11 protein-coding genes and 1 pseudogene are annotated in these 15,307 nt (G+C 39.4%); 11 read left to right on the top strand and 1 reads right to left on the bottom strand.

Annotation, left to right across the window (positions count from 1 at the left end; all coding sequences use genetic code 11):
• The first annotated feature begins 15 nt into the window (after positions 1–15).
• The 10 genes and pseudogenes from MHH91_RS09210 to xynB all read left to right on the top strand — a co-directional run bounded on the left by MHH91_RS09210 (position 16) and on the right by xynB (position 12,240).
• A complete protein-coding gene (locus MHH91_RS09210; protein WP_013352361.1) occupies positions 16–1,281 on the top strand; it encodes a methionine gamma-lyase family protein in 1,266 nt (421 codons plus the stop codon).
• 109 nt (positions 1,282–1,390) lie between these two features.
• On the top strand, positions 1,391–1,792 hold the full coding sequence (locus MHH91_RS09215; protein WP_013352362.1) for a MerR family transcriptional regulator: 402 nt from the start codon (positions 1,391–1,393) through the stop codon (positions 1,790–1,792).
• Positions 1,793–1,849: 57 nt separating this feature from the next.
• Positions 1,850–3,184 carry a type I glutamate--ammonia ligase gene (glnA, locus tag MHH91_RS09220; RefSeq protein WP_013352363.1) on the top strand — a complete coding sequence of 445 codons (1,335 nt, stop codon included), beginning with the start codon at positions 1,850–1,852 and terminating at the stop codon, positions 3,182–3,184.
• Between the two features lie 417 nt (positions 3,185–3,601).
• Positions 3,602–3,906: pseudogene (locus tag MHH91_RS20820) on the top strand (ArpU family phage packaging/lysis transcriptional regulator); the annotation flags it as partial.
• A 94-nt stretch (positions 3,907–4,000) separates the two neighbouring features.
• On the top strand, positions 4,001–4,435 hold the full coding sequence (locus MHH91_RS09225) for a hypothetical protein (protein WP_014470376.1): 435 nt from the start codon (positions 4,001–4,003) through the stop codon (positions 4,433–4,435).
• A 1,006-nt stretch (positions 4,436–5,441) separates the two neighbouring features.
• Positions 5,442–6,050, top strand: coding sequence for a histidine kinase (locus MHH91_RS09230; RefSeq protein ID WP_014470374.1), 609 nt, complete (start codon positions 5,442–5,444; stop codon positions 6,048–6,050).
• Between the two features lie 531 nt (positions 6,051–6,581).
• The gene (xynA, locus tag MHH91_RS09235; RefSeq protein ID WP_014470371.1) at positions 6,582–7,223 is read left to right on the top strand and encodes an endo-1,4-beta-xylanase XynA; all 642 of its coding nucleotides are present in this window, start codon (positions 6,582–6,584) and stop codon (positions 7,221–7,223) included.
• Positions 7,224–7,326: 103 nt separating this feature from the next.
• A complete protein-coding gene (locus MHH91_RS09240; RefSeq protein ID WP_014471852.1) occupies positions 7,327–8,562 on the top strand; it encodes a cytochrome P450 family protein in 1,236 nt (411 codons plus the stop codon).
• A gap of 643 nt (positions 8,563–9,205) precedes the next feature.
• Positions 9,206–10,597, top strand: coding sequence for an MFS transporter (locus MHH91_RS09245; RefSeq protein WP_014470369.1), 1,392 nt, complete (start codon positions 9,206–9,208; stop codon positions 10,595–10,597).
• Positions 10,598–10,638: 41 nt separating this feature from the next.
• Positions 10,639–12,240: a xylan 1,4-beta-xylosidase gene (gene xynB, locus MHH91_RS09250; RefSeq protein ID WP_014470368.1), complete on the top strand. Its 1,602-nt coding sequence runs from the start codon at positions 10,639–10,641 to the stop codon at positions 12,238–12,240.
• Positions 12,241–12,400: 160 nt separating this feature from the next.
• On the opposite strand, the gene xylR is transcribed toward xynB, so the two are convergent.
• Entirely contained in the window at positions 12,401–13,555 is a 1,155-nt protein-coding gene (gene xylR, locus MHH91_RS09255) for a transcriptional repressor XylR (protein ID WP_014470367.1), read from the bottom strand.
• 269 nt (positions 13,556–13,824) lie between these two features.
• On the opposite strand from xylR, the gene xylA reads away from it, so the two are divergent.
• Entirely contained in the window at positions 13,825–15,162 is a 1,338-nt protein-coding gene (gene xylA / locus MHH91_RS09260; protein WP_014470366.1) for a xylose isomerase, read from the top strand.
• Positions 15,163–15,307 lie beyond the last annotated feature (145 nt).

Consider the following 15,307-nt stretch of genomic DNA (forward strand, 5'->3'; position numbering starts at 1 on the left):
GAAGGTATACACAACATGTTTGAGACACTGACACACGGCGCTCTTTTACAAAAAACCGCCGAAGAAACAGAAGCGGAAATCGCCGCCGTTCATAAAAAAATAGAAGAGATCAGTGAACGGAATGAATGGAGAGTTTTGCAAAGCTACAGAAAGCATAAAGTAAGCGATACGCATTTTACGCCTTCAACCGGGTACGGCTATGATGACATCGGCCGAGATACACTGGAAGAGATCTATGCTGATGTGTTCGGAGGAGAGGCTGGGCTGGTGAGGCCGCAAATCATTTCCGGGACGCACGCGATTTCAATCGCGCTGTTCGGTGTGCTGAGACCCGGAGACGAATTGCTTTATATAACAGGCAAGCCTTACGATACACTTGAAGAAATCGTCGGGGTGAGAGGCGGGGAGTACTCAGGCTCGCTTAAGGAATTTCAAATCGGGTATAATGCAGTCGATTTAACCTCAGAAGGCAAGGTTGACTTCGAAGCGGTCCGGGCTGCAATCCGTCCGAATACGAAAGTGATCGGTATTCAGCGTTCAAAAGGATATGCGAATCGTCCGTCCTTCAGAATAAATGAAATTGAAGAAATGATTCGTTTCGTAAAGGAAATCAAAGAAGATGTCATTGTTTTTGTGGACAATTGCTACGGAGAATTTGCGGAAGAGCGGGAACCTTGCCACGTCGGTGCGGATCTTATGGCCGGCTCCTTAATTAAAAACCCGGGCGGCGGCCTTGCCAAGACGGGCGGCTATCTTGTAGGAAAAGCCAAGTGGATTGAAGCCTGCTCTTACCGGATGACCTCACCGGGAATCGGAAGTGAAGCCGGCGCCTCGCTTTATTCATTGCAGGAAATGTATCAAGGTTTCTTTCTTGCTCCGCATGTAGTGGCGCAAAGCTTGAAGGGAGCGGTATTTACCGCCCGTTTTCTCGAAAAGCTGGGCTTTACGTCAAACCCGGCCTGGAATACGCCGAGAACGGATCTGATCCAATCAGTTGAGTTTCAGGACCCTGATAAGATGATCGCTTTTTGCCAGGCGATACAATATGCTTCTCCGATTAATGCGCATGTGACGCCGTATCCGAGCTATATGCCGGGATATGAAGACGATGTCATCATGGCAGCGGGCACTTTCGTACAGGGAGCAAGCATTGAATTATCAGCAGATGGCCCTATCAGACCGCCTTACGTTGCTTATGTCCAAGGGGGATTAACTTATGCGCACGTGAAAAATGCGATTTGCAGCGCCGTAAATGCTTTAATGGAGAAAGGGCTGATCTAATTCGTTTGCAATTTTCAAAGAATTAGATGTTAAGTTTCCTTACATTGTGTTGACACAAAATATAACATCACCTATAATGAGACTAAGATAAGAAAAGGGGGAAATTGAGATGAGTGATAATATTCGCCGCTCAATGCCTTTATTTCCGATTGGGATTGTCATGCAGTTAACAGAACTGTCTGCCCGGCAAATTCGATATTATGAGGAAAATGGACTGATATTTCCAGCGAGAAGCGAAGGGAATAGACGATTATTTTCATTCCATGATGTAGATAAACTGTTAGAAATCAAAAATTTGATTGAACAAGGCGTCAATATGGCTGGTATCAAACAAATTCTGGATAAGGCATCTGCCGAACCGGAAGAAAAATCCAAAACGGCCAAACCGATGAAGCATGATCTGTCTGATGATGAACTCAGAAAGCTTTTGAAAAACGAACTGATGCAGGCAGGCCGTTTCCAGCGGGGGAATACTTTCCGCCAAGGTGACATGTCCCGATTCTTTCATTAATCCGTTAGCAACTGTTTTGCTATATACATTTACCTTTTAGAGGAGGAGTTTTACGAAATGGCAAAGTACACAAGAGAAGACATCGTAAAATTAGTAAATGAGGAAAACGTAAAGTATATCCGCCTTCAGTTCACAGACATTCTCGGAACGATTAAAAACGTAGAAATTCCTGTGAGCCAGCTTGAAAAAGCACTTGATAATAAATGTATGTTTGACGGTTCTTCCATCGAAGGATTTGTCCGCATCGAAGAGTCTGATATGTACTTATATCCTGATCTGAACACATTTGTCATCTTCCCGTGGACGGCTGAAAAAGGTAAAGTAGCACGCTTCATCTGTGATATCTATAATCCGGACGGCACGCCGTTCGAAGGTGATCCGCGTAACAACCTCAAACGGATTCTGAAAGAAATGAAAGAACTCGGATTCAGCGATTTCAATCTTGGACCTGAGCCTGAATTCTTCCTGTTTAAATTAGACGAAAAAGGCGAACCGACGCTTGAATTGAATGATAAAGGCGGATACTTCGACCTCGCTCCGACCGACTTGGGAGAAAACTGCCGCCGCGATATCGTGCTTGAACTTGAAGAAATGGGCTTTGAAATCGAAGCATCTCACCATGAAGTTGCTCCGGGTCAGCACGAAATCGATTTTAAATATGCCGGTGCCATCCGTTCTTGTGACGACATCCAAACTTTCAAACTGGTTGTCAAAACGATTGCCCGCAAACACGGTCTGCATGCGACATTCATGCCAAAACCGCTGTTCGGCGTAAACGGATCCGGTATGCACTGTAATCTATCACTCTTTAAAGAGGGCGTTAACGCATTCTTTGATAAAGACGCTGATCTTCAGCTGAGTGAAACAGCAAAACACTTCATTGCCGGTATTGTAAAACACGCGACAAGCTTTACAGCTGTCACAAACCCGACAGTGAACTCTTACAAACGCCTTGTTCCGGGCTATGAAGCACCTTGTTACGTGGCATGGAGCGCGCAAAACAGAAGCCCGCTGATCCGTATCCCGGCTTCCCGCGGCATCAGCACGCGTGTTGAAGTCCGCAGCGTAGACCCGGCGGCAAACCCGTACTTGGCGTTAAGCGTATTGCTTGCAGCAGGTCTTGACGGAATCAAAAACAAACTTGAAGCGCCGGCTCCGATTGACCGCAACATCTACGTTATGAGCAAAGAAGAGCGCATGGAAAACGGAATCGTAGATCTTCCGGCGACACTGGCGGAAGCTCTCGATGAATTCAAATCAAACGAAGTTATGGTTGCAGCTCTCGGCGAGCACCTGTTCGAACACTTCATCGAAGCAAAAGAAATCGAATGGGATATGTTCCGCACACAGGTTCATCCGTGGGAGCGCGAACAATACATGTCTCAATATTAATCTCTCAATCCCTTGGCACTCTTGGTGTCAGGGGATTTTTTGGTTTATTAACAAGTTTAATAACTTAATATAAATCATGTATCACCCACAAAACACCCACAAAACACCCACAAAAAATCAATAAAAAATTACTTCATAATTGTGGAGATATAATCCTCGTACTTATTCATTGAATCTCTGTCAATTTTTTTGATGATGTGAGTAAATATTTGACGTCACTTGAATACTCTTATGGCCCAGTCGTTCTTGTACATATTTCATTGATGCAGCTGTTCATCATTGATTCCCTATTAATTTGGATGAAAATTCAGGAAGAGGTATCCATAAATAGGAACAAGAAAAATGAATGAATGGAGAGAAGAGATGTCAAAGGAATATGTGGACGAAAAGGCTGTCCGTAAAATAGTTATCAAATAATTGAAAAATTATCGCGCGCTCAAAGTCCACTTAGAAAATAAAAAGAGTGTTCATCTACCGATATTAACATTTTCCCTTCCCTCCGAGATTCGCTTACCGTTAATGAACTAAAGGTGAAGCAGATGGAATGTGCTTTAAAAAACATCTTGGATGATGAGGAACGTTTGATTATCGAGAAGAAGTACCTGACAGCTGGTAAAGGTGAAAGACATTCATATTTATATGGAACTTGGCATGAAGAAGGATACCTATTATGAAAAAAACAGCGTGCTATCCTCATATTGCCACAGCACTTGGGATTAATTGACGAAAAATTCACTAAAATGACAAGAAAAATATGGTTATTGTTAGAAAAAATTGGTTTAATAAAAGTGTAAATAAAAAAAGGAGATGAGAAGCATGAAGAAAGTTTTGATGATTTTCGCTGTTTTTGCTTTGACTTTAGGTGGTTTAGGAATTTTTAAACCTGGACAGGCTTTTGCAGCAACTTCCGGGTGGGAGACACATAATGGAGTAAAAGCTAAAATTACAACAGATCGTTCAGGTAATTATCCTTCAACTGATACTTATATCGGAATAAACATTCAAACCCAGTATTCTAAGAAACTCTCCTATCAACTAATGATTAATGATGTTAACAAACATGAGTTACTCGCAGAAAGAAGAGGTACCATTGATGCCAATGGTAATATTGATAGACAGATATTAATTAGTGACTTTTTAGGAAAAGGGAAAAGTGGGAAATTTAAAGTTCTCTTTAAAGCTTACAAGTATGGTGATTATGACACTTGGTATGGAGACTGGTTTACGTCTGAGTTTACAGTAACACGTTAATAAAATAGCTTTTTGCGCTCTGTTTTTTTTAGCAGGGCGTTTTTTTTCAACAAAATCCCGACAAAATTGGGGGACTATTTATGTTTGAAATGTCGATAAACTTAACCTATCAACAAAACAAGGGTGACGCGTCTAACCCTTATCAATGGCGTATCCGGATACGGAACAAAGGTGTTGAGGAATGAAGCCGAACGAGAGGAACATTCTGAGCCTGGATAGCAGCTAGTCTGCGACGGCCATAACGGGGAAGTAATTTCGTTTTACTGCGATCTTACTGTACTTGGCTTCCTCTCGGAGTATGTGTAAGGCGCAATTCTTATTAAGCGATTAGCACAAGGAGTTGATAAAAAAGAGCAACCCGTGGGCTGCTCAATTTATATCATTATCCGTATCACTTGTCATTGTTTATTTCAATGGTTTTGTTTAATGCAAAAATCTTTATAACCTTGGATTTTTATGAATGCCTAGATGTTCTTTAATGGCTTTTGAAGTAACTTAGAATAATTCACTTTATGTTCTTTTGCGATGTCATCCATTCAGCGGGGGGAAACGATTAGCGGTTAACCGCTTGATCGTAGGGGCAGTTTAGAAAGAATATATAGAGGGGATTGTACTGCCGCCTAAAAGATGTAGCGCGCCTGATTGCCGCAGCTATGTGGATTGGGCGGAGCGTTATTGTGAGAGAAGCACAAGGGGGATACCGACAAGCAGTACCACAAAAATTTGAGATACAACAGGGAGAACAACAAGCTCTATTCCTATTACCATTTGACAGAGTGGAAATCCCTTCGAAAACAGAAGCTTAGAGAAAGTAACTATCATTGTGCTGTCCGTGCCTTAACAGGGATGTTTAAACAAGTCTCAAAGGTTAGTAGAGCTTAGAGACATCATAAACGATATTCAAGAGCATACCGACTTAAGTATTCTTGAGGTGCTTTGTCATCATAATCAGATTACTTTTGATACCTGAAAGGCTATAATTGGTCAAAAAAAGGAGTAATTGATTATGAATAATATTAAAAATTTGTCATTTCATTTTTTGGTTGCTGGGAAGTTAGAGATGTTTAGGGAGTATGCTGGATACATTGAGCAAAGTCTCGGCAGGGAGATTTATGATTTTGAAGAGTCTATGAAGGAATTCAGTGATGAAGAAAAAGAAGAATTTGTTGACTGGCATTATGATGAAATAGTCAATTTTAGAGATGTCTTTCCTTCCATTATGAGAAATTCATTATTCATTAGCGTGTATTCTTTTTTAGAGGAAAAGATTATAGACTTATGCGGTCAGCCGGATGAGACAAGTATTAAGCTAGAAGATTTACAGGGTAACGGTATTACCAGAGCAGCTTTATATATAAAAAAGATTAAGAAAGAAGTTTTTCCTGATGATATTAAAGAATGGCACTTCATTATTAATGCCAACCATATTAGAAATTGTATTGTCCACTGTGGGGGAGATATAGAGAAATCGAAAAACCCCAAAAAAGTTAGACATGCAATCCAAGAGTTAAAATATGTTCTTGAAAATAGTCATCACAAAATAATACTTAGTGAAGAATTTTGCATGGAGTTTATTAGCGTTATAGAAAGGTTTCTTTTTATTCTTTATAAATAAATTAAGGTTATAAGTCCCCCGCCGTTTCATCGGGTGTTTTTTTCATTTTCCTGTACATCGGCGCCCCGTTAATTTGTAAAAAATGTTGAAATGAAAATTTTGATTTATACTTTTTTTGCCTTGTTTTTGACCGGTGGCCGAACCTTGACAGGTATAGGGCGATCTTCATTCCTTTCATTGCACTGCTCTTGCATAATCGCCTGATTTATCAAGTGCGTTTGTCAATTCATCTTCAAGGAACGATTCTTCTACATAAGAATTTGCAAGCCCGGTTTCTTCAATCATAGCTTCTATAATTAGAGAGTCATATATTCTCAGATTTAGAAACAAGAATTGTGATTTCACGAAAAAAGTAAGGCCATGGGGAAACAAGACACCTATAATATAATTTTTTAGGCCTTTGTAATTAAATTACAAATATTCATAATATTCACTCGTTGATTCGTGCTATTATATTGAAGGGAACGATCAAAAGCTTTGGCGTAAGGGCAACCTCATGTCAAAGCCAGAAAAATTTATAGGAGGTAACATATGTTTAAGTTTAAAAAGAATTTCTTAGTTGGATTAACGGCAGCATTAATGAGTATTAGTTTGTTTTCAGCAAGCGCTTCTGCAGCTGGCACAGACTACTGGCAAAATTGGACTGATGGGGGCGGAACAGTAAACGCTGTCAATGGATCTGGAGGAAATTACAGTGTTAATTGGTCTAATACCGGAAATTTCGTTGTTGGTAAAGGTTGGACTACAGGTTCGCCATTTAGGACAATAAACTATAATGCCGGTGTTTGGGCGCCTAATGGCAATGGATATTTGACTTTATATGGTTGGACGAGATCACCTCTCATCGAATATTATGTAGTGGATTCATGGGGTACTTACAGACCTACCGGAACGTATAAAGGTACTGTAAACAGTGATGGAGGTACATATGACATCTATACAACGACACGTTATAATGCACCTTCCATTGATGGCGATAACACTACTTTTACGCAGTACTGGAGCGTCCGTCAGACGAAGAGACCAACTGGAATCAACGCTGCAATCACTTTCAGCAATCATGTTAACGCATGGAAGAGTCATGGAATGAATCTGGGCAGTAATTGGTCTTACCAAGTCTTAGCGACAGAGGGATATCAAAGTAGTGGAAGTTCTAACGTAACAGTGTGGTAACAGATCATTTTTAATCAGGGTTAGCTAACGGGCTGCTGATCGTTCTTTGAGAAATTTTATTTAAAGATTATCATAACCTTTCATAGAGATGGAGGTTGAATCAATGTTTTCAAAACAAAACGAGAGTTTAACGGTTTTGACGGAAAGTCAATTGTCTTCCAGAGCATTTAAAGATGAAGCGTATGCTTTTTATAAAGAACTGCGAAAATCCCGCCCTCTCTGCCCATTATCTTTAGGAAGTCTTGGGGAAGGCTGGCTTATATCGAGATATGATGATGCAATACAGTTATTAAAGAATGAAAAATTAAAGAAAAACTATGAAAATGTATTTACCGCAAAAGAAGAGAAACGACCTGTTCTATTTAAGAATGAAGGGCCTTTAAGAAAGCATATGCTTAATTCAGACCCCCCTGATCACAATCGCTTGCGAACTCTTGTTCAGAAAGCATTTACTCATCGGATGATTTTACAGCTGGAAGACAAAATCCAACATATAGCAGATTCTTTATTGGATAAAGTACAGCCCAGCAAATTCATGAACCTAGTGGACGATTATGCGTTCCCTTTGCCGATTATCGTCATAAGTGAAATGCTTGGTATTCCCCTGGAAGATCGTCAAAATTTCAAAATTTGGTCGCAAGCAATTATTGATTTTTCAGATGCCCCTGAAAGACTTCAGGAGAATGACCATTTGTTAGGGGAATTTGTTGAATATCTGGAATACTTAGTTCGTAAAAAAAGGAGCGAGCCTGCAGGAGATTTAATCAGTGCATTAATTCAGGCGGAAAGTGAAGGCACACCATTAAGTACAGAAGAATTGTACTCGATGATTATGCTGCTTATCGTTGCAGGTCATGAAACAACCGTAAACTTAATCACCAATATGACATATGCTTTGATGTGTCACCATGATCAACTGGAAAAGCTCCTCCGGCAGCCGGATTTGATGAACTCAGCCATAGAAGAAGCATTGCGGTTTCACAGCCCGGTTGAGTTAACGACGATTCGCTGGACGGCTGAACCGTTTATACTGCATGGGCAGGAAATTAAGCGGAAAGATGTGATCATCATTTCCTTAGCATCAGCAAACCGCGATGAAAAGATATTTCCAAATGCCGACATGTTTGATATTGAAAGAAAGAATAACCGCCATATTGCTTTTGGCCATGGCATCCATTTTTGCCTTGGTGCTCAGCTTGCCCGCTTAGAATCAAAGATTGCTATTTCCACCTTATTACGCCGCTGTCCAAATATACAGATAAAAGGCGGAAAGGAACAAATAAAATGGAAAGGGAATTTTCTGATGCGAGCACTCGAAGAACTGCCGCTAACTTTTTAAGGGACATGTGATTTTCACATATTATCTCGTTATTAAGAGTGAATCATTATAAACGCTGCAACATAAAAAAACATGTCTCCAAACACCAATAGTTTCATTCTATCGGTGTTTTTAATTGTTTTCAGTCTCATTCAAACTTATCTCATTTGGACAAACCGCTGTTACAGATGCATTTCATGAAGATAATAATCATTGGGGGACCGCAAACTTTCCCAAAAAGCTTTGGTGTTTCCTCCGAAATACGGGGAGTAGGGGGAGGAATCATTTTATTTCAGCCAGATTTAAATTTTCTGAAAAAAACATTGAAAAAGCCGAAAGGATTTTATAATATTAAATCAAGTTAGTTTGTTCATGCAACAAACTAACAAAACTCACTTTAATCGTCCATGAGATAAGGATCTTTTAAACATGGATGGAAGGGGGATAAGAGGCACGATTTAGCTGGAGGCAAAATGAAAAAGGCTTTTATCCTTTTTCAGGAATATCATGAATGTACTGCTTGCCGATCATCATTTGCAGGTGAAAATGCTCTGTGAAAGGTAATCTCTATCGTTTTGTTGAAAGCGCTTACTGTCTGGTGTTTTTAAAGAAGTGTTCCATTTCTCACTGTTCCATATTAAAGGGCCGAAAAGGAGAGGAAATCATGCTCAGTGAAAATGTAAAGAAGATTAGCATGGTTGAAAAAGTTGGATATGCGTCTGGAGATTTTGCATGTAATTTGATTTATGCAACAGTATCTACTTACCTTTTGTTCTTCTATACAGATATATTTGGTTTATCAGCAGCAACAGCCGGTACTATGTTTTTAGTGGTCAGAATCATCGACGCTCTCGCTGATCCTTTTATTGGAACAATAGTAGACAGAACAAATAGCAGGTTTGGACGCTTTAGACCATATCTTTTATTCGGGGCATTTCCATTTGTCATCCTGGCAATACTCTGTTTTACAACTCCGGACTTTTCGGATATGGGGAAATTAATATATGCCTATATAACCTATGTCGGCTTGTCGCTTACATACACAACGATAAACGTTCCATATGGCGCGTTAACTTCCGCAATGACCAGAAATAATCAAGAAGTTGTTAGTATAACCTCTGTCCGTATGTTATTTGCGAATCTTGGCGGACTTGTTGTTGCATTTTTTGTTCCTTTACTGGCTGCTTATTTAAGCGATACTTCGGGTAACGAATCCCTTGGCTGGCAGCTGACCATGGGTATTATGGGAATAATAGGCGGGTGCCTTTTAATCTTTTGTTTTAAAAGCACAAAAGAGCGTGTCACTCTTCAAAAAACTGAAGAAAAAATTAAATTAACGGATATATTTGAGCAATTTCGTGTTAATCGTCCGCTTGTTGTATTAAGTATTTTCTTTATTATAATTTTTGGAGTGAATTCAATCAGTAATTCAGTTGGCATCTATTATGTAACGTATAACTTAGAAAGAGAGGATTTAGTGAAGTGGTACGGTTTGATCGGAAGTTTGCCTGCTTTGGTCATTTTACCGTTTATACCTAAGCTTCATCAATTATTGGGGAAGAAGAAATTACTAAACTATGCATTATTACTGAATATGATCGGCCTCTTGGCTTTACTGTTTGTTCCGCCAAGCAATGTGTTTCTTATACTCTTCTTTCGATTAATTGCCGCTGCCGGAAGTCTCACTGCCGGGGGATATATGTGGGCGCTGATTCCTGAAACAATAGAATATGGAGAGTACAGAACAGGGAAAAGAATGGGGGGGCTCATATACGCTATTATCGGATTTTTCTTTAAATTCGGCATGGCCTTGGGAGGCGTTGTACCGGGGCTGGTTTTAGATAAGTTTGGATATGTGGCAAATCAGGTGCAAACGGCGGAGGCATTGACTGGAATTTTAATTACAACAACCATTATTCCCGTGTTCTTACTGGTTTTAGCTATGATTGATATTAATTTCTATAACTTAGATGAGAAAAAATATAAAAACATGGTACGGGAATTAGAGAATAGAGACAAAGTTTATTTGGATCATATTGATGATTTCAAAGCTTAAAACATGATGAATCAACAGAAAACAGCTGAGGGGGAGTCCAAATGAAGATTATCAATCCAGTACTTAAAGGATTTAATCCGGATCCGAGTATTTGCAGGGTTGGTGAAGATTATTATATTGCTGTATCTACATTTGAGTGGTTTCCGGGAGTCCAGATACACCACTCAAAAGATTTAGTGAATTGGCACTTAGTTGCCCATCCATTACAGAGAGTTTCACAATTAGACATGAAAGGAAACCCTGATTCAGGCGGGGTCTGGGCACCATGTTTAAGTTACAGCGACGGAAAGTTTTGGCTCATCTATACGGATGTTAAGGTAGTAGAGGGCGCATGGAAAGATTGTCACAACTATTTAGTTACTTGTGAAACCATTAATGGTGATTGGGGGGAGCCGATTAGATTAAATAGCTCGGGGTTTGATGCGTCTTTGTTCCACGATACGGATGGGAAAAAATATTTATTAAATATGTTATGGGATCAGCGTATTGATCGGCACTCATTCGGAGGCATTGTCATGCAGGAATATTCTGATGAGGAGCAAAAATTAATTGGAAAACCGAAAGTGATATTTAAAGGCACTGATAGAAAACTGACAGAAGCTCCGCACCTTTATCATATCGGGAACTATTATTATTTATTAACCGCAGAAGGGGGAACACGGTTCGAACATGCTGCTACAATTGCCCGCTCTGCAAATATTGAGGGCCCATATGAAGTTCATCCCGATAATCCAATTTTAACGTCATGGCATGATCCGGGAAATCCGCTGCAAAAGTGCGGTCATGCATCCATTGTTCAAACACATACAGGTGAGTGGTATTTAGCTCATTTAACGGGACGCCCTATTCATCCTGATGATGATTCCATTTTTCAGCAGAGAGGATATTGTCCTTTGGGCAGAGAAACAGCTATTCAAAAACTTTACTGGAAAGATGAATGGCCCTATGTAGCAGGCGGAAAAGAAGGAAGCTTGGAGGCAGAAGCACCTTCTATACCCGAAACCATGTTTGAAGCAACGTACCCGGAAGTCGATGAATTTGAGGATTCAAAATTAAATATAAATTTTCAAACGTTAAGGATTCCATTCACGAATGAATTAGGTTCATTGACTCAAGTGCCAAATCATTTACGATTATACGGTCATGAATCATTAACCTCGACATTTACTCAGGCATTTGTAGCCAGACGGTGGCAAAGTTTCCATTTTGAAGCGGAAACTGCTGTTGAGTTTTATCCTGAAAATTTTCAGCAAGCCGCTGGTTTGGTGAACTATTACAATACAGAGAACTGGACGGCTCTTCAAGTCACGCATGATGAAGAACTTGGCCGTATTCTTGAATTAACAATATGTGATAACTTTTCTTTTTCACAACCATTAAAAAATAAAATTGTTATTCCTCCGGAAGTCAAATATGTATATTTAAAAGCGATAATTGAAAAGGAAAAATACAATTATTTCTATTCATTGAACAAAGAAGACTGGCACAAAATTGACATTGCATTGGAATCGAAAAAATTATCAGATGATTACATCCGTGGAGGAGGATTCTTCACGGGAGCCTTTGTAGGGATGCAATGCCAAGATACCAGCGGTAATCATATTCCGGCCGACTTCAAATATTTTCGCTATAAAGAAAAATAATGCGCTTTTGAAAAAGGAGGCTTCTATTTCAGAACTCCTTTTTCATATTAGAAAATGACCTATGTGAAAAATCCCTTCATAAATTCTCCTGCTCAGTTTAAAAAACAAAAAAACTCATCTTAAAAGATGAGCGTAAAACATAGAGATTCAAACATTTTAATTAATGATTAACCATATCAAGAAAATGATCAATCACAATAGAGGACATTCCTAAAGCCGGTGCATTTTTTCCTAAGAGGGATGGTAATAATTCATAGTTATTGCCTAATTGAGAATAAATCCTGGACGACACTTCACTTCTGATTGAATTTAAAACCATAGGGTGCGATTCAATGATGCTGTTTCTTAAAATGATCGCTTGCGGATTGAATGTATTCAGAATATTGGTCAGGCCTATTCCTAAATAGAATCCAAAATTCTGTAATGCATGTAAAGTTTCAATATCATTCAGATGGGCGAGATCTATGATATCTTGGCAGGACACTTTTTTCCCTTTAGTCTGAAGAGATTTTAATAAAGCCTTCTCTGAAGCGTACAATTCCCAGCAGCCTCGGTTCCCGCAGCTGCATTTAGGACCATTAAAGTCTATTGTCATATGTCCCATTTCACCGGAGAATCCGCCAACCCCTCTATATAAATGATTGTTGATAATAACACCGATCCCTATTCCTGTACTGATACTTGCATAAATCATGTTATCGTGATTTTTTGCGGCGCCAAATACTTTTTCACCATATGCACCGGCATTTGCCTCATTTTCAATAAAAACGGGCACATTGAACTTCTCTTGTATGAAAGACTTTAAGTCAATATCTCTCCAATTGGAGTTTGGAGTGAAAACAATTTTTTGATTTTTATCAATGAGTCCGGGCACGCATATGCCTATACCGATAAGCCCGTACGGAGATTGCGGCATATTGGCAATAAAGTGATGAATCATATCAATTAAAATGTCTTTTGTTATTTCTGGAGAACTGCATTCCAAATGATGGTGCTGATCAAGAACGATCGTCCCTTCAAGGTCTGTTAAAATGCCATTAATATAATCCACACCAACATCTATTCCTACGGAGTATCCTGCTTTTTTATTAAAAACAAGCATGACAGGTCTTCTTCCGCCGCTTGATTGTCCCTGACCTATTTCAAATACAAGATTTTCTTTCATTAATGTGTTTACCTGTGATGAAACAGTTGATTTATTTAATCCGGTCATTTCGGATAATTTTGCTCTTGAAATAGGTGAATTCTTAAGTATTTCTTTTAATAATAACTTTTGGTTTACTTTTTTGACAAAGGTTTGATCAGCGATATCCACTTAATCCACTCCATTTGTATAATCTTTAAATTAAGTTGAAATTTTATTGTAGTGAGAAACATAGTACATACTGAATCTAATCTTTATTATATCTAATGTATCCATAAAAAACTAAAAAAATATTGAAAATACTGACGAGGTTATATAAGATAAAAATATGTTAGTTTGTTTGAGCAACAAACTAACATAAGCCGTACTTACAGTATGTCATAAAATGCGCCTGAATTTGAATTATCATGTTTTGAATTTATTTTTAAGGGGGAAACCACATGGCTCACTCTCATTCTGGTTCAGTCAACTATTTTGAAAGCGTAAACAAAGTGATTTACGAAGGGAAAGATTCGACTAATCCTTTAGCATTTAAATATTATAATCCTCAAGAAGTAATCGGCGGAAAAACGATGAAAGAACATTTGCGATTTTCTATTGCTTATTGGCATACCTTTACTGCTGACGGCACAGACATTTTTGGAGCAGCTACGATGCAAAGGCCGTGGGATCACTATAAAGGTATGGATCTCGCGAGGGCGAGAGTAGAAGCGGCATTTGAAATGTTTGAAAAACTGGATGCGCCTTTTTTTGCTTTTCATGACCGGGATATTGCACCGGAAGGCAGTACGTTAAAAGAGACAAATCAAAATTTAGATATTATCGTGAGCATGATAAAAGAGTACATGAGAAACAGCGGCGTTAAGCTATTATGGAATACTGCAAACATGTTTACGAATCCGCGTTTCGTCCATGGCGCCGCGACTTCTTGCAATGCAGACGTATTTGCATATGCTGCAGCACAAGTAAAAAAAGGGTTAGAAACGGCAAAAGAGCTTGGCGCCGAGAACTATGTATTTTGGGGCGGCCGTGAAGGATACGAAACATTGCTAAACACCGATTTGAAATTTGAGCTTGATAATTTGGCCAGATTCATGCATATGGCAGTGGATTACGCGAAGGAAATCGGGTATACCGGGCAGTTTTTGATTGAACCGAAACCAAAAGAGCCGACCGCTCATCAATATGATACAGATGCAGCTACAACCATTGCCTTTTTGAAGCAATATGGCCTGGACAATCATTTTAAATTAAATCTTGAAGCCAATCATGCCACATTAGCCGGACATACATTCGAACATGAGTTACGCATGGCCAGAGTGCATGGTCTTCTTGGCTCTGTTGACGCAAATCAGGGTGATCCTCTTTTAGGCTGGGACACGGATGAATTTCCGACAGATTTATATTCTGCGACATTGGCAATGTACGAAATTCTGCAAAATGGCGGCCTTGGAAGCGGCGGATTAAACTTTGACGCGAAGGTCAGAAGATCTTCTTTTGAGCCTGATGATCTATTATATGCCCATGTTGCAGGGATGGATGCATTTGCAAGAGGATTGAAAGTCGCCCACAAATTAATCGAAGACCGTGTGTTTGAAGATGTGATTCAACACCGTTACCGCAGCTTTTCTGAAGGGATTGGCCTTGAAATTGCAGAAGGAAGAGCTAATTTCAAGACACTTGAGCAATATGCGCTGAATAATAAACCAATTAAAAACGAATCAGGAAGACAGGAGCGATTAAAAGCGATATTGAACCAATACATTTTAGAAGTATAACAAATGAAAAAGAAGCTCCAGATCCCGCTGAAAAGTTATAGCAGGGATAGCTGAGCCACCCCTGAACTGCCCGTCATGATTCCTTTATAGTTGTGTTATGACGGGTAATTTCTATAATTGGGGATTTATTTAGAGGGGAAGGAGT

The organism is Bacillus sp. FSL K6-2819, from assembly GCF_038008305.1.
Taxonomy (GTDB): domain Bacteria; phylum Bacillota; class Bacilli; order Bacillales; family Bacillaceae; genus Bacillus; species Bacillus amyloliquefaciens.

Coding starts and splice junctions, on each gene's coding strand:
- xynA (WP_014470371.1), top strand. CDS start 6,582: ATGTTTAAGTTTAAAAAGAATTTCTTAGTTGGATTAACGGCAGCATTA.
- xynB (WP_014470368.1), top strand. CDS start 10,639: ATGAAGATTATCAATCCAGTACTTAAAGGATTTAATCCGGATCCGAGT.
- MHH91_RS09230 (WP_014470374.1), top strand. CDS start 5,442: ATGAATAATATTAAAAATTTGTCATTTCATTTTTTGGTTGCTGGGAAG.
- xylA (WP_014470366.1), top strand. CDS start 13,825: ATGGCTCACTCTCATTCTGGTTCAGTCAACTATTTTGAAAGCGTAAAC.
- MHH91_RS09225 (WP_014470376.1), top strand. CDS start 4,001: ATGAAGAAAGTTTTGATGATTTTCGCTGTTTTTGCTTTGACTTTAGGT.
- MHH91_RS09240 (WP_014471852.1), top strand. CDS start 7,327: ATGTTTTCAAAACAAAACGAGAGTTTAACGGTTTTGACGGAAAGTCAA.
- MHH91_RS09210 (WP_013352361.1), top strand. CDS start 16: ATGTTTGAGACACTGACACACGGCGCTCTTTTACAAAAAACCGCCGAA.
- glnA (WP_013352363.1), top strand. CDS start 1,850: ATGGCAAAGTACACAAGAGAAGACATCGTAAAATTAGTAAATGAGGAA.
- MHH91_RS09245 (WP_014470369.1), top strand. CDS start 9,206: ATGCTCAGTGAAAATGTAAAGAAGATTAGCATGGTTGAAAAAGTTGGA.
- MHH91_RS09215 (WP_013352362.1), top strand. CDS start 1,391: ATGAGTGATAATATTCGCCGCTCAATGCCTTTATTTCCGATTGGGATT.